Origin of the sequence: Aeromonas sp. FDAARGOS 1408 (assembly GCF_019048665.1) — a bacterium.
Taxonomy (GTDB): Bacteria; Pseudomonadota; Gammaproteobacteria; order Enterobacterales; family Aeromonadaceae; genus Aeromonas; species Aeromonas dhakensis.
Genome location: NZ_CP077394.1, coordinates 2,421,246 through 2,434,717 on the forward strand (window position 1 = coordinate 2,421,246; position 13,472 = coordinate 2,434,717).

The 13,472-nt window shown below is 54.3% G+C and carries 18 protein-coding genes; 15 read left to right on the forward strand and 3 right to left on the reverse strand.

The features are described 5' to 3' along the window. Positions 1-172 precede the first annotated feature (172 nt). The gene (locus tag I6L38_RS22660; RefSeq protein WP_254204206.1) at positions 173-1,015 is read right to left on the reverse strand and encodes an XRE family transcriptional regulator; all 843 of its coding nucleotides are present in this window, start codon (positions 1,013-1,015) and stop codon (positions 173-175) included. A gap of 118 nt (positions 1,016-1,133) precedes the next feature. Between I6L38_RS22660 and I6L38_RS11060 the strand changes: the two genes are divergently transcribed. The 15 genes from I6L38_RS11060 to I6L38_RS11130 all read left to right on the forward strand — a co-directional run bounded on the left by I6L38_RS11060 (position 1,134) and on the right by I6L38_RS11130 (position 10,225). After that, entirely contained in the window at positions 1,134-1,325 is a 192-nt protein-coding gene (locus tag I6L38_RS11060; protein ID WP_254204159.1) for a Cro/CI family transcriptional regulator, read from the forward strand. A 10-nt stretch (positions 1,326-1,335) separates the two neighbouring features. Then, on the forward strand, positions 1,336-1,698 hold the full coding sequence (locus I6L38_RS11065; RefSeq protein WP_216988477.1) for a hypothetical protein: 363 nt from the start codon (positions 1,336-1,338) through the stop codon (positions 1,696-1,698). A 33-nt stretch (positions 1,699-1,731) separates the two neighbouring features. Further along, positions 1,732-2,247 carry a phage regulatory CII family protein gene (locus I6L38_RS11070; protein WP_216988478.1) on the forward strand — a complete coding sequence of 172 codons (516 nt, stop codon included), beginning with the start codon at positions 1,732-1,734 and terminating at the stop codon, positions 2,245-2,247. A gap of 8 nt (positions 2,248-2,255) precedes the next feature. Continuing rightward, a complete protein-coding gene (locus I6L38_RS11075) occupies positions 2,256-2,480 on the forward strand; it encodes an ogr/Delta-like zinc finger family protein (protein WP_005351998.1) in 225 nt (74 codons plus the stop codon). 49 nt (positions 2,481-2,529) lie between these two features. After that, a complete protein-coding gene (locus I6L38_RS11080; RefSeq protein ID WP_216988479.1) occupies positions 2,530-2,982 on the forward strand; it encodes a hypothetical protein in 453 nt (150 codons plus the stop codon). 65 nt (positions 2,983-3,047) lie between these two features. Next, positions 3,048-3,236: a hypothetical protein gene (locus I6L38_RS11085; RefSeq protein ID WP_058056131.1), complete on the forward strand. Its 189-nt coding sequence runs from the start codon at positions 3,048-3,050 to the stop codon at positions 3,234-3,236. Positions 3,237-3,238: 2 nt separating this feature from the next. After that, positions 3,239-3,499: a DNA-binding transcriptional regulator gene (locus tag I6L38_RS11090; RefSeq protein WP_071911267.1), complete on the forward strand. Its 261-nt coding sequence runs from the start codon at positions 3,239-3,241 to the stop codon at positions 3,497-3,499. Further along, positions 3,496-3,696 carry a hypothetical protein gene (locus I6L38_RS11095; RefSeq protein ID WP_129503802.1) on the forward strand — a complete coding sequence of 67 codons (201 nt, stop codon included), beginning with the start codon at positions 3,496-3,498 and terminating at the stop codon, positions 3,694-3,696. The genes I6L38_RS11090 and I6L38_RS11095 overlap by 4 nt, the downstream gene beginning before the upstream one ends. Further along, a complete protein-coding gene (locus tag I6L38_RS11100; RefSeq protein ID WP_216988480.1) occupies positions 3,693-3,899 on the forward strand; it encodes a hypothetical protein in 207 nt (68 codons plus the stop codon). The genes I6L38_RS11095 and I6L38_RS11100 overlap by 4 nt, the downstream gene beginning before the upstream one ends. Continuing rightward, a complete protein-coding gene (locus I6L38_RS11105) occupies positions 3,896-4,096 on the forward strand; it encodes a hypothetical protein (protein ID WP_216988481.1) in 201 nt (66 codons plus the stop codon). The genes I6L38_RS11100 and I6L38_RS11105 overlap by 4 nt, the downstream gene beginning before the upstream one ends. After that, entirely contained in the window at positions 4,074-4,385 is a 312-nt protein-coding gene (locus I6L38_RS11110) for a hypothetical protein (RefSeq protein ID WP_216988482.1), read from the forward strand. Before I6L38_RS11105 ends, I6L38_RS11110 begins: the two co-directional genes overlap by 23 nt. Beyond that, positions 4,382-4,639, forward strand: a complete 258-nt coding sequence (locus I6L38_RS11115; RefSeq protein ID WP_216988483.1) for a hypothetical protein — start codon at positions 4,382-4,384, stop codon at positions 4,637-4,639. Before I6L38_RS11110 ends, I6L38_RS11115 begins: the two co-directional genes overlap by 4 nt. After that, positions 4,636-6,939 carry a replication endonuclease gene (locus I6L38_RS11120; RefSeq protein WP_216988484.1) on the forward strand — a complete coding sequence of 768 codons (2,304 nt, stop codon included), beginning with the start codon at positions 4,636-4,638 and terminating at the stop codon, positions 6,937-6,939. The genes I6L38_RS11115 and I6L38_RS11120 overlap by 4 nt, the downstream gene beginning before the upstream one ends. A gap of 830 nt (positions 6,940-7,769) precedes the next feature. Further along, entirely contained in the window at positions 7,770-8,156 is a 387-nt protein-coding gene (locus I6L38_RS11125; RefSeq protein ID WP_201889347.1) for a hypothetical protein, read from the forward strand. A gap of 698 nt (positions 8,157-8,854) precedes the next feature. Further along, positions 8,855-10,225 carry a tetratricopeptide repeat protein gene (locus I6L38_RS11130; RefSeq protein ID WP_216988485.1) on the forward strand — a complete coding sequence of 457 codons (1,371 nt, stop codon included), beginning with the start codon at positions 8,855-8,857 and terminating at the stop codon, positions 10,223-10,225. Between the two features lie 426 nt (positions 10,226-10,651). On the opposite strand, the gene I6L38_RS11135 is transcribed toward I6L38_RS11130, so the two are convergent. Next, the gene (locus I6L38_RS11135) at positions 10,652-11,656 is read right to left on the reverse strand and encodes a phage portal protein (protein ID WP_139746585.1); all 1,005 of its coding nucleotides are present in this window, start codon (positions 11,654-11,656) and stop codon (positions 10,652-10,654) included. After that, a complete protein-coding gene (locus tag I6L38_RS11140) occupies positions 11,656-13,422 on the reverse strand; it encodes a terminase ATPase subunit family protein (RefSeq protein WP_058056121.1) in 1,767 nt (588 codons plus the stop codon). The genes I6L38_RS11135 and I6L38_RS11140 overlap by 1 nt, the downstream gene beginning before the upstream one ends. Positions 13,423-13,472: the final 50 nt, after the last annotated feature.

Below are 13,472 nucleotides of genomic sequence, written 5' to 3' on the forward strand. Positions count from 1 at the left end.
TATCTAGATGAGCCAATGGGACTCGCTGTGCACCTCTGTCCATTTTCTGGACTCAATCACCCCAGCCAAGCCAAGCCGTACATCACTCACCAACAGTCTTTCGCTATGTACATAAACAGAGCGCACTGGCGCCAAATGTACATCATTATGTGATAGATAGTGCATCAAATTCCTATCGTTTCCTAAAAATCCGGTGTTCTACCATCACGCCGATGATCTCGATGTGTTGCCGGTCGGAGTGCATGGAAGGGTAATCGTCATTTAGTGGGACAAGCTCAAACACCTCTTGCCCGTTTTCATCGATTCCGCGGGGTCGGAACTTCTTGAAAGTAGCACCTTCACTACCGTTCTTGGCAACGACATAATCGCCAGGGCGAGGTGACTCATCAGGGTCAACGATCACCAAATCCCCTTCATTGAAGAGCGGTGTCATAGAATTGCCGCGTAGCCAGAGACCAAACCCGCGAGGGCCAATATCGATACTCGCAGACACATACTCGACATTGCCATCAAACCCGCTGGCCTGTTCGCACATCTCGCGCCAGTGGCCAGCCTGTACATAACTCAGGATCGGCACTCGCCGTCCGACTGGGATCTCCGTCGGTTCGACATTGCTAAATCTCACATCATCTTCATTCCCCCCAGAAGCCGTCTTGCTCAAAGGCTCGCCTGAGAAGGCAATAAGGCTCTTGCTCTTTGCCCATTCGTCAAAAAGCTTATTCACATATTCCGAAACATCGCGTTCCGAAACATCGTGGGAATTGCCAACTCTAGCAGCCTGGTGAGCCTCATCCGTCAAGACAACTGAAGGATTCGGGGACCCCTTTCCTGTCGAAAGCCAGTGAGCAGAGACACCAAACACTTTCGCAAGGGCAATTAGATAATCACCACTCGGCGAATGCTCGCCACTTTCCCATTGAGAGACCGACGCCCGACTAGCGCCAACCAGCTCACCTAGTTTTTGCTGGGTAAGCCCATGTTTTTTCCTGAGTTCTTTGATGCGTTCACTTTTCATGTTTAGCACTCTAAACAAAATGAAGTTAAAAGTGCTTGCGCGCAATGTTAAGCGATCTTACCATCATCAATGGCAAGCACTTTTAACATTGTTAAGCAGTCTGACTGCGGGAGGTTCTGTGAAAAAGAATGATGTCCTTGAGTATTTCGGGGGTGTGAGCAAAGCAGCTAACGCTCTTGGGATTACCAGGTCTGCAGTGTCCCAATGGGACGAGATCATCCCGGAAAGTAGCGCTTACAAAATTGAGTCGCTGACCGGCGGCAAGCTGAAAGCCGAACCATCAGCACAATCATCACATCCGGCGCAGTAAGGAGATAGCTATGACGATAGAAAACCATCCTGTCGAGCCCATCACCGAGGTACTGCGTGAACTGGCAGCCATCAAGCAAGGGCTGGCCTTGCAAGCCCTGCCGGCCATTCCGCTCGATGCCTTTTTGGACATGCTGCTCGACGTCTACAAGTTCAAGCTCCCCAAGCGCACCGCCCAGGACATGATTGCCGATGGCCGCATTCCCATCATTCCCAAGCTACGCGCCGGCGATCAGCCCTGGGTCAATCTGGTGCGCTGGCGCGATATGGCCAGCGAGCCGGAGCAGTATTTCAAGCTGGTCAATGAGAACTCCGGACGGCGGTTGGCAAGCCGTGCGCTGACCAAGAAGCCCACGTCCCGCTCTGTGGCTTGATCACACAGTAGCGACTGCGAACAGGAGCTGAAAGTGTCTAACTGTCAACAAAACATACACCGCCATTTCGCCAGTGCCTGCGACCGCTTCAAGCAGGTGCACAACCTTGCCGACCTGGCTGCGCAGATCGGCATGAGTGCCGATGTGCTGCGCAACAAGTTCAACCCGGCTCAGGCGCGGCACAAGTTGACTGCGACTGACCTTATCGACCTTTACCGCGTCACCGGTGACGACACCTTGTTCGACGGGTTGCTGTTTGATTGCCAATTGACGGCCGTGCGCTTGCCGGCGGCTGCGGCCGCAGCACCAGAAGCACGTGCCCAGCAGGCACTCAATGCGGGGGCCCAGATCCTGGGCGTCACCGCTCAGGCGACCACGCTGCTTGCCGGTGACCGCGTCACCAAATCCAACCGAAACACCGTCGTCACCGGCATCTGGGCTGGCATTGAGCACCTTGTGCTGCTGGCTACCGAGGTCGAAGACCGCTTTCACGCCGTCCCTGGTCTTGCGTGTGCCGCTGATATGGCGCGTGCAGCACTGGGCGCATAGGAGAAGCCATGAGACTGATTTGCCCCCACTGTGGTGCCCGCGCCAGCACTCGCACATCCATCCGGATGAGCCCGCTTTGCGGCATCGCCACTTATCAATGCAGCAATGTGGATTGCGGCCACACCTTCAAGGCGGGGTTCGAAATCATCGCAACCATCAGCCCCAGTGCCATGCCCAATCCGGCCATTGTGCTGCCCATCGTCCCGCGCAGGGTGAAAGAGGTGGCCCAGTGACCCCCTCACTGGCCGCCAAATTCTGCGCACAGGTGAAGGAGAAACCAGCATGCAACACACCCAACTAGAGCCCCGCAACATCGCCGGTCTGACCGCCGAGGAGCAGGTGCTGATGAATACCGCAGGCATTGCGCTGTTGCGGGAGCACCTCAACCGAGCGGGTTCAAACCTCGACGGTGATTGGCTTAATGCGCCCAAGACCAAGCGCGTCGCCATTTGCACCATCGCCCGCCAGCCGTGGGATTCGCTGATGATGGCGACCCTCTCTGCCCTGCCCTATCAGCAGCGTGAGGCGATCCGCCTTGCGGTGATTGCGCTGGATTATCAGCCGCTGTTTCACAGCGGGTGTGACCCCAAGGTGTGGCACCCGTCGGTGAAGGTGATGCCAGCAGAACTGGCCGAGCGGAAGAAGAGAGAACAGGCCAAGCGCCAGCAACTGGATCATGCGGTGCATGTCGCTGGCCAGATTGGCCAAGAAGGCCCGCGACCTATCGGGCACTAAAAAGCCCGCTTAACGGAGCTGCAACTCCAAGCGGGCCTTTATCAACAACGTATGAGGAAGTCGACATGGCAACTTTAGCGATCCCCTGCGCACTGCGCAACCTTCGCATCCAGCAACGCAAGCTGACGGGCCGCTATGGCGCCCGTCTTAGCCAGCACCCTGACGGGGTGGCGCTGCTCGAGCGTTCCACCGCACTGGCTTGGGCTTCTCTGTTCAGCCGCATCAACCCCTGCACACCTCAACAAGGAGCCTGACCATGACCGCACAACCGACCCAAATCAATCTGCTCAACCACCATGCCGCCAAGCGACTTCGCCAGTTGCGGGAACAGTTGAAGCTGAGCCGCCCGAAGTTTGCCGACCTGCTGGGTATTCCACCCACCACGCTCAAGAACTACGAGCTGGGTTACCGCGAGATTGGCGGCGGTTTGTTCCTGCTGATTGCCAACCACCCGGAGCTGAAACGGCACATCGACTGGCTGCTGACTGGCATCGCCACACCGGAGGTGCAGGCATGAGCAAAATCTTCCACCCCATATCCGAACAAGAGGCGTTGGCAGAGTTGCCGCGCCTTCAGCAACGGCTGACCGCCAAAGCTCGCCCTGCTTCTTTTACCTATCGGGGGTCAGAGGGCAAATCCCTGTTAGTCCAGGCGCAGCAGTCATTGCGCTGGCATCAGTTGTTTCACCACCTCAACCGGAGGGCCCGCCCATGAGTGATGCCATCAAGATTGCCAGCCAGGCGCCCAAGGTGATCGAGGGTCTGCTGGCCGAGATGTTTGCCGCACGCGCCGAGGATAACCGCATCGCCCTGGGCGCACTCTACTCGGGGAATGAATACATCCAGGTGCAACTGGTGGTGACCAGCAAGCCTGCGGATCTGCTCGATGACGATTTGGTGATGGGGGATGAGGCATGAGTACCACGCTGTTCACCCTGGCCAGCCTGAAAGAGTGGCTAGCCCAGAACGAATCGAAACTGCTGCCGACAGCCCCGCTTTGCTGTGGTGGTGAACTCGGTATCTCGATCCGCATCGAGGCGGGCCATATCGCCATCGATGCGCCGGACTTTCAGGCAATAGATGAGGCATGCGATGAGCAACTTCGATCTGTTTGAGCTGGACGCCCAACAAGAGCAGAGCGAAGCCGGCCCTGCACATATGCAACCCACCACACCGGTCAGCCAGCTGACCACCCACTGGTTTGCCGCCCGCGCCGAGTTTATCGCTGCGGGCAGCGATGCCAGAGGCAACCGGGATCAGGTAGCCGAGCTGCTGGAGCTGGGCGCAATGCGCACCGTCTACTGGTTGGCCGCTGCAAATCTGGAGTTGGCACTAGCCCGGGAAATTGCCGAGTGGTGGGCCGAGTGCGCACCACTGCATGGACAGGGGGAGATCATCAAATGAGCCATGGACTGCAATGGGAGCTCACGCTCCTGCAAGATCGCTGGCAAGCCACCTACCGGGAAGACGCGGCACGGCTGCGCCTTTATCAGCGAGAGCTGGCCCATGCGCGCCGGCTACCTGCCCGCCCCCGCGCCAGCATCAAGCAGTTGCTGCGCCAGTGTGCGGCCGCTCGCCGATTAAAAGAGCAAGCCCTCATGAGCGTTCGCGGCTACCAATCCCACATCAAACAGCTATCCGGTTATCTCTCTGCATGACCAGCAAGACCAAACGCCTGCCGCTGTCGAAAAGAACACTGCGGCAGCGCATCGATACCCTTTGCAACTCTCTGCCCGGCGTCAACTTTGACGCCGCTTTTGCTGGTGACCGCGGCCAGTACGACCTGATCTGGGCCATGCAACTGCTCGATGGGCTCTCCACCGAGTTGACCAAGAACCTGTTGAAGCAGTACATCCGCCGCCGCAAGGATTGCAGCTTTACCCATTGCCGCTCTGCCAACATCTGGTTGAGGGAGCGAACCAAGTGGGTGCGGATGCAGCTCCAGACCATCCCGGTCGACCCGAAACAGATGCGCGATGAAGACGGCCGCAAGAAAGTGGCCCACCAGTTCGCCAACCAGACCGCGGCCATTTACAAGAACATCGAGCAGGGCATCAAAGAGGGCGCTAAGCCGGATCTGCTGCAGACCTGGGAGCTGATGCGCCAGCCTGCCGACCAGTGGGGGTTTATCGGCGATCTGCCGAAGTTCAAAACCGACGAGATGCGGGATAACTGGATCCTGAGCGTGCTGGTGCGCCTGCTCTCTGCCAAGTGGTGGGAGAAGCGCGTCAACCGCTGCTGGGACAGGCTACAAGAGCACATCAATATCCTGCTCGGCAAAGTGCGCAAGGGCGTATCTGCTTATGTATCGAACGCCACCATGAAGGTGGTGCGCGAACGCAAGCGGGCCATGATGCGCTGGCTGGCCGAGTCGGAAGTGGTGAACGAGCGTTATGACCTGGTCGTGTCGATGAAGGATTGCTGGGAGGCCAGCAACGCCAACCCGGTGAACCGCCGCAACGAAATGATGGTGCGTGCGCGGGGGTTCAATGACTATGCCGAGGAGCAGGGTCATGTGGGGGTCTTCTTCACCTGGACCGCCCCGAGCCGCTTTCATGCCTGGACACAAAAGCACAACGGCAAAGCGGTAGAGAACAAACGATATCAAGGGGCCACGCCGCGGGAGACCTGCGCCTATCTAGCCAAACTATGGAGCCGAGCCAGGGCAGCCCTCAAACGGTGGAACGCCCCCGTTTATGGATTTCGTGTTTGCGAGGCTCACCATGACGGCACCCCGCACTGGCACCTGCTGCTATTTATGCGCCCGGAAGATCGCAACCGGGTGATCGGTATCCTGCAACGCTATGCCCTGACCGATGACCATGACGAGCTGGTACGGGATATCAAGGGCGCCCCACCCTTTACCGACTTTACTCCCCGATTCGACTGGAAAGAGATAGACCCGGCCAAGGGGGATGCAGCCGGCTATCTCGCCAAATACATTGCCAAGAACATCGACGGCGCCTACCTGGACGATGACGAGGAGGCCGGTACCGCCGCCGATGAGGGTGCCCTGCATGCCGTGGCCTGGGCCAGTTGGTGGGGTATTCGCACCTTCCAGCAGATCGGCGGCGCCCCGGTAGGGGTATGGCGCGAGCTGCGCCGCATCAGCAACGCCAAGAAGCATGCCGATCTGGTGGGCCCACCCAAGCCAGTACTGCAAGACCCGCGCTTTGAGGCAGCCCGATTTGCCGCTGATAACGGCATTTTCCGCTGCTACCTGCACGCCATGGGCGGCGCACTGGCGACCCGTGCCGAACACCCCATCAAGCTGGCCCACCTCATCGAGGAGCAGGCCAACAGCTATGGCGAAGACATCAAGCGACTGATGGGCATCACCTCCGCTCGCCTTGGCATCAAAACCCGCCTGCAAGGGTGGGAAGTGGTGCCTGCAGGTACCTATGTTGCTAATAGAGCCGCCGAGGCTGCAGCGAGGGGGGTTGGGGTTAAGCCGGGCGACAGCCCGGCACCTTGGAGCTCTGACAATAACTGTACGCGGCCAGATCCTGCAGCCTTCGCAAACCAGATCATGAGGGAACAATGGGGGTTATCGCCCTTCTCCATCGATCGTTTACGGGCTGGTTCTAACGTAACGGTGGACGGTTTCACCCTCTGCTTGGAGAACGGGCAGGTGCAGTCGAGCCGCTTGAACCCATCGGGTGATGACGACCCACTTATCGAGTTGGAATGGCTACGGGCCATGGTTGGTGTACCAGAGCCGGAGAAACAGCCCGATACTATTCCTCCCGATGATGAGCATTGGCCAACACTAGTGATGGATTGCTACGAGCTGTTCAACACCTGTGGGTTCATGGCATGCCAGCAGTGGATCACGGATCTGCCCAATCCATATCGGTGTGAGCTCTGGCGCGTGCTGGATAAGTTAGACCGCGCAGAGCGACATGAAGTGGAAAACCCGTTGTTTGACGAACGGATGAGCGAAGTTGAGTTTGACTGAGCTACTTTCCAAACTGGAAGCCCGGCAGGTCGAGATCCCCGCCACGCCCTATACCTAACCTATACTTATACCTATATCTATACCGCAGTGTGAGGCACTGGAGAGTCAGATATACCGAATTGGACCCCAGATTGACGGCACCCCGGCATGGCTGCCTGAAGTTATGCTTGAATAGCTGCAGCAACAACATATCAGAGGAGTGGCCATCGCTATGATGCGCCGGATCTTCCTACCAGAACGTATTGGGCCCCCCTATCTTCCTCAGGCCACTCCAAGCCACAACAAAGTCCATAAGCCGATTGCTAATAGCTCCGCTTCCCAACCGGGAGGCACTCTACTTTCCACTGATGACCACCTATTGGGCAAGTACTACCTGACTGATAGCCTAGTCTCGGTGAAGATCGTCAAAATGTGGAGGCCGCAGCTAAACCGTAAATCAATACCACTCAGTGCCTACTGGTATGATGACCAGAAGACAGAAGGCTCTTTCACTTATCTCTCATTCCAGCATCCTACATCTTGGCCAGCTACACAATGTGATACCGATTGCCTCGATCACAACACTGAAACTTGTAAGGGAGACAAGGCATGGTGGCGCTTTCGATTGTCTCACCTTGACTAAACTTTAGCGCAGTGGCGGAGATAGCATCAAAAGATAAGGTCAAGCGAAAACGTCTAGACAATAGGCATATGTAGGTAATATTATGTTTATATAAAATTTTGATGGTTACGAGAGTAATTAAAGTGACACTAAAAACTTTATTAACTGATGAGTACTGCTTTCCATTTAATCACACTTGGATTTTATAAAAATTATAAATTGAGGCTACATGGAAGAAATTTTATTAAAGAACCCATGGGTAAGATCTCTTTTACCTCTTGTACTTATGGGGGCATCAAGCGTTTTTGCAAGTTCTCTAGTTGTAGAGATTGCAAATGGAAATCAAATATCCTGGCATGAGATACCACAAAAAGTATCCTTTTATGTGTTACTTATCTGCACCATCTTACTTTGCTTGTATCAAGTCGCCATCAGCAGACATGATACCAACCTAATTAGAGGCCTAACACCGAAGCAGTATGAGGCGGCATTAAGGATTTATGTCGCTGAAGAAAGTGCAAAACGAGCAAAAAAACTAATAAAAGAAGGTAGTGTTGATCAGCTTATTAAAGAAACCGAAGCATTTAAAAAACTGTTCGGGGAGGCATTAAAATGAGAGTTCTAATTACCGAGCAGTTCAATAAGTCCATCATTAAGCTGAATGAAGTAGATAGAAAAAAGGTATTGTCTATTTTTAATGAAATGGAGAACATGAGCAAACAAGAAATATTTAATTCACGTAAATTGATTAAATTATTGGCATTCGAAGAGAAGATTTATGAAATAAAAAGCAGAGATATTAGGATTTTCTGCACTTTCGCATCCGAAAACGGGAATGAAGACATGATATTTTTAGATGTTATTAGAAAGCGCGACAACCAAATGAACCCCAAATTACATCGAACAATTTATTGATAAACTTCTATTCACTGGGACTCTTAATCTATGGCGCCTTTGGTCCTTTGTTATATTAGTGTTAACGGTAGCATGGTTTGAGTTTAATGGTGTTAGCGGCCCTTCATTTTGGCGTTAGACCATGAAGGCACTTAACAGGACTTGTCATACATCTGAGATGCCCGAGGCCCTTTTAAGCGCGAACAGAACCGCCTATCGATGACAGAATTTTCGTAAGTGTAAACCCAGTCAGTGAAATTTTTGGGGGCCCTAGCCCCCTTCAATCTACAAGTTATAGGGCTTAGGGAAAGATACCTACAACTAAAAATAAGCACTTCATTTTCAGTAAGTTGTAGATATAAAAACCGCATTTGAACATTGGTGTGGGTTGGCATAACAACAAAGTATGGTAAATCGAATATGGATAAATATGAACAACCAAAAGAAATCACCGCACTGAAGGAAAATGCCGATGCAGGGGATGCAATTGCTCAGTTTGAGCTAGGACAGAAATACCGCCTTGGACAAGGCGTAAAGAGGAATAATAGCGAAGCCTTTCATTGGTATAAAAAATCTGCCGAACAGGGAGAATCTAGAAGTCAAAATGCTATAGGAGTAATGTACAAACTTGGTTTAGGTGTAAAAAAAGACTACAAACAAGCTCTAATTTGGTATCAAAAATCTGCTGCTCAGGGGAATTCACAGGCTCAATTCAACCTAGGCTTAATGCATTTAAATGGACAAGGTGTTGATAAGAACTATAGCCATGCGAAAGAACTGTTTCATCAAGCCGCCGCAAGCACCGATTCTGACCTCCGCTTTAAAGCTATTGAATATCAAGATCGCGCAGCGCGATATCTCATCTCCCCAGAAATAACAGAAATCAGAAAAAAAATATTAAGGAAACTTAAGGTTGACATTTTAACATCCCCCCAAATGACCCATTACACGTCCCTTGTTGTTGGCAGCGCCCTATTATTGGATAAAAGCCCTCTTCGGTTAGGACATATCAATTCACTCAATGACCCTAACGAAGGGAAGTTACTATGGCGCTATCTGGGCTATGCCCAGGTAGAACGTAACCCTGTGTTTGTTGGCTGTTTCCTACCTGATGATGACAGTTTAAACATGTGGCGATTTTATAGTAAAGACCATCAAAATGATGATGCCTGTGGTTGTGCGATAACTTTTGATGTTGATAATTTTTTTGATTTTAATTTATTGAAAGAAATTCCGACTGACGAGCATGGCAACGACGATAACACAGAGTTACATAGTACGGGTAAAATACCTCAAGAGAGCTTGGATTTTTATAGAATAATTTATGTCAAAGATGATATGGATATTCAAGGCGACGATAAAGCAAATTCTCTTAGGAGAGCCTTTAAAGAATTAAATGATGAAGTAACCAAATATATTTCCCACACCAAGGATAACGATAAGTTACAAAATTTATCAAGATTGCTGGGGCCTTTGCCATACTTAATAAAAGATGCTGATTATGAAGCAGAAAAAGAACATCGCATAATCATTTCCCATCTGGAGTATGGTGCCAAAGAAATTCAGTCTCAGGCCCCTGATTTGGAAAATGGTATACCTCCCAAACTATATCTGGAACTGCATCGAACTAACCATCTTGATCCGGTTAAACATGTTACACTTGGCCCCAAAGCCCCTAATCAAGAAATGATGATCCCCTATTGGTATCATAAGTTGATGAGTGACTTCGCGGTTCAACTGAAATCCAAAAAAGATTTTTATATCAGAGCCTCCACATGTGCCTACCAATAACCGAAAGAGAAAAATTATGCGGTGCCATCCCCCAGATTGAGGGTGAAAGGCTCTGACGGACAGTGAAGGATCGCAAAAAGGATCCAGATCCCCGCGTACGGCCAGTGCTGGCGAGGGGAGCCGCTCCCTCCCTCCGGTCGTTCACCTGCATGATTTTCCACACATAAAGCGGGCAGGCGAGGCGGGGTCCCGATTGCGCGCGCTGGGTGTTGAGGGACCTTTCGAGGCTCCGCTCATGCTCGCAGGTGCGCGTGAAGGATCTCGGGAGTGTGATGGGCGAAGGGTTGGCCGACGATGGCCTGTAGCGCGACTGGTGAGCCCTGGCTGGATGGGAGCTCAGCCAAAACAAAGCCCCCTGGATAGGGGGCTTTGAATTAAATCATGGAGGAATTTGGAGGAATTCCAATTTGAAGATAGCCAAGGTTTTCAGCTTTGCACTGTCAGATCTGACAGTCGATAGGAGGTGAATCGGATTATCTCCTCCCCAGCCCACTCGTTGAACTGCGCAAAGTTCGCCTTCATGCTGTCGATCTCGTTGACGTCAAACACCTGGGCCGCCTTGGTCACATCCCCAAACCCGCCCGTGTTGTTGGGTACCACCCCCATCAGTTGCGGCGGTACCCGATGGGCCGCCAGCTGGTCATCCCGGCTCACCCCCTTGATGGACAGGAAATCATCCTTGGCCGCAATCTCGGCCACCGGGATCAGCTTCACCGAATCCGCCTTGCCACCCGGGGTGTAGAGCAGCAGGTTGCGAAAGTTGCCCGGCCCCTTGCTGTTTTGTAGCGCCGTCTTGAGCGCGGTGATGTCGCCTTCGTTCTGCAGGGCATCGCTGATGTGCAGAATAAACCCCGCATGGCTGCCGTTCTCGTAGTAGCGGCGGCGGAACAGCGTGGCCGACTCGTTGAGCAGTGCCGAGTTCAGGCTGGCCACATAGTCGGGGATGCCGTAAATCTCCTGGTTAACGTCCGCCTCCATCACATGCCCCACATCACCGGCGGGCAACTCCACCTCATCCCCAGGCCTTGGCACCCACCAGTAGCGGTTAAGGTCGAGAGAGCGGCGGGTGTACTTGGCCGGCATCTGGTCATAGCGCAGCGTGCCCCCCAGCCGGTTGCGCACCCGCTGCAGGTGAGCGTTGCCGAAGATCTCGTAGTCCATTACCAAGCCGGTAAAGGCGGCCAGGCTCAGTTTGGGATGAGGGATGAAACAGCCGCGCAAGATATTGCGCTTCACCTGGATGGCCGAGGCGTGATGCACCGCTGCCCGATAGACCCGCGCCAGCCCGTGCAGGCTCAGGGGATGCTCATACCAGCGGCCGTTGTGCATAGACTCCAGGTAATCGAACACCTCCCGCTGGGACAACACCGGGATAGCCTCCCCAAACGTAAACGCCTGCACACCGGCAGGCGAGTTGATCTGCTCACTCATCAGTAAATCTCCATAAAGCCGGAATTGGTGCCGGTCTGCCCCTCAAGGGGCTCGTGTAACAGGGCTTGCATGGTTGCCCAGGCAATATCGGCGTGGCTGGTCTCATCGGAGCGGCTGGCCTCGAAGGTGGGCAGCTTGCCGCTTTGGGTCACGGCGCGCCGAATGCTCATGAACGCCTGAGCCAAGTCGGTCCAGCCGCTGTCGAACTCCAGCCGCCCCTTGTTCATCACATCCTGTGCCTTCATCACCATCCGCATCTTCACGTTGGGGTTGTACTGGATGGCGGTCACCGCCGGGTAAAACTGCTTCACCAGCTGATAAACCCCCTCCCCGATCCCGGTGGTATCGATGCCGATATAGGCGACGTTGTAGCGATCGCAGATGGCGCGAATGGATTTGGCCTGGGCGTCAAAGTCCATCCCCTGCCAGCGGTGGCGCTCCAACACCCGAAACTTACCACCCGGCACCAGTGGCGGGGCCAGCACCGCGCAGCCGGCGCTGTCACCTTTGCCCCCCTTGGCCGGGTCATAGCCGATCCACACAGCCCGGTTGGCCAGCGGCCGCAAGGTGTGGGGCTTGTAGTCCTCCCACACCAGCCAGCTGTCGACCATGCAGCGCTGCAGCGTCGCCAGCGGAAACAGGCTCTCGGTGTCATCCATGAATTCGCACATCAGCAGGTTGCGGTATTCATCCTCGGAATACTCACTGCGCAGCTGATCCAGGTCGAACAGGTTGCAACCGCCGCGCACCGCATCTTCCACGGTGACGATCTGCCGCCATTGCCCATCGGCGCACAGCTTGCCGGCAGACAGGTTGGCGTGGCTCAGGTCAATCTCGACCCGGTCGGCCTTGGCCTTGCCGCGGTTAAAGTTGGCGCCAGACCAGAATCCATAAGCGGGATGAGAAAGGCTGGAGGGGGTGGAGATGTAGGTCTGGCGCCACTTCTTGTGCATCGCCATGCCGGAGGCCACCTTGCGGAACTCCAGAAAGCCGTGGATCCAGAAATACTCGTCCATGTAGATATTGCCGTGATAGCTCTGGGCGGTGCGGGCGTTGGTGCCAAGGAAATAAAGGTGCGCCCCGTTCGGCAGCACCATGGGGTCACCTTTGAGCTCAACCCCCTCCTCCTTGGCGAACTGGATGATGTACTGCTTGAACATGTGGGCCTGCGCCTTGCTGGCTGACAGGAAAATCTGATTGCGCCCGGTCACCAGGGCATCAATGAACGCCTCGAAGGCAAAGAAGTAAGTCGCCCCGATCTGGCGCGACTTGAGCAGGTCGCGGATCCGATACTCCTGTCCTGCCTGATACCAGACCCGCTGGTAATCGAACATGGTCGACTCAAACCGCTCGATGAGCCGTTCTTGCTGCTCGGGCTCCACCACGTTGCGCTCGGGCGCCTTCTTCGGCCCCTTGTTGCGGTTGGCCACCTTGGGGTTGAGGTCGGCCTCGTTGCCGCCGTTGCTGTACTTGTTGACCCGGGCAATACGCTCGAGCTGGCGACCCAGCAGGTCAATCTCCTTGAAGTCACCGCCACTCTTGGTCTCCTTCATCACCAGCTGGATCATGCGCGCCTCGATGGCGCTATCCACCCGGTCTATCGGTTTGATGTCCTCCCAGCCGTCGCGTTTCTTCCAGGTCGAGACGGTACCCTCCGGCGTTTGCAGCAACTCGGCAATGGCGCGCAGCGGGTACCCCTGAAAGAACAGGTACATGGCCTGCCGTCTGGGGTCGAGATGAGGAAAGATGATGGGTGCTGTTGTCATGGCGCCAGTCTACCCAGCCGCTACCACCCCAAACGCCCCACTGCCAGTGT

Excerpts from the sequence above, each read along its gene's own strand:
- I6L38_RS11110 (WP_216988482.1), top strand. The coding sequence starts at position 4,074 with ATGAGCAACTTCGATCTGTTTGAGCTGGACGCCCAACAAGAGCAGAGC.
- I6L38_RS11135 (WP_139746585.1), bottom strand. The coding sequence starts at position 11,656 with ATGAGTGAGCAGATCAACTCGCCTGCCGGTGTGCAGGCGTTTACGTTT.
- I6L38_RS11120 (WP_216988484.1), top strand. The coding sequence starts at position 4,636 with ATGACCAGCAAGACCAAACGCCTGCCGCTGTCGAAAAGAACACTGCGG.
- I6L38_RS11095 (WP_129503802.1), top strand. The coding sequence starts at position 3,496 with ATGAGCAAAATCTTCCACCCCATATCCGAACAAGAGGCGTTGGCAGAG.
- I6L38_RS11140 (WP_058056121.1), bottom strand. The coding sequence starts at position 13,422 with ATGACAACAGCACCCATCATCTTTCCTCATCTCGACCCCAGACGGCAG.
- I6L38_RS11105 (WP_216988481.1), top strand. The coding sequence starts at position 3,896 with ATGAGTACCACGCTGTTCACCCTGGCCAGCCTGAAAGAGTGGCTAGCC.
- I6L38_RS11065 (WP_216988477.1), top strand. The coding sequence starts at position 1,336 with ATGACGATAGAAAACCATCCTGTCGAGCCCATCACCGAGGTACTGCGT.
- I6L38_RS11090 (WP_071911267.1), top strand. The coding sequence starts at position 3,239 with ATGACCGCACAACCGACCCAAATCAATCTGCTCAACCACCATGCCGCC.
- I6L38_RS11085 (WP_058056131.1), top strand. The coding sequence starts at position 3,048 with ATGGCAACTTTAGCGATCCCCTGCGCACTGCGCAACCTTCGCATCCAG.
- I6L38_RS11080 (WP_216988479.1), top strand. The coding sequence starts at position 2,530 with ATGCAACACACCCAACTAGAGCCCCGCAACATCGCCGGTCTGACCGCC.
- I6L38_RS11125 (WP_201889347.1), top strand. The coding sequence starts at position 7,770 with ATGGAAGAAATTTTATTAAAGAACCCATGGGTAAGATCTCTTTTACCT.
- I6L38_RS11100 (WP_216988480.1), top strand. The coding sequence starts at position 3,693 with ATGAGTGATGCCATCAAGATTGCCAGCCAGGCGCCCAAGGTGATCGAG.
- I6L38_RS11115 (WP_216988483.1), top strand. The coding sequence starts at position 4,382 with ATGAGCCATGGACTGCAATGGGAGCTCACGCTCCTGCAAGATCGCTGG.
- I6L38_RS22660 (WP_254204206.1), bottom strand. The coding sequence starts at position 1,015 with ATGAAAAGTGAACGCATCAAAGAACTCAGGAAAAAACATGGGCTTACC.
- I6L38_RS11075 (WP_005351998.1), top strand. The coding sequence starts at position 2,256 with ATGAGACTGATTTGCCCCCACTGTGGTGCCCGCGCCAGCACTCGCACA.
- I6L38_RS11130 (WP_216988485.1), top strand. The coding sequence starts at position 8,855 with ATGGATAAATATGAACAACCAAAAGAAATCACCGCACTGAAGGAAAAT.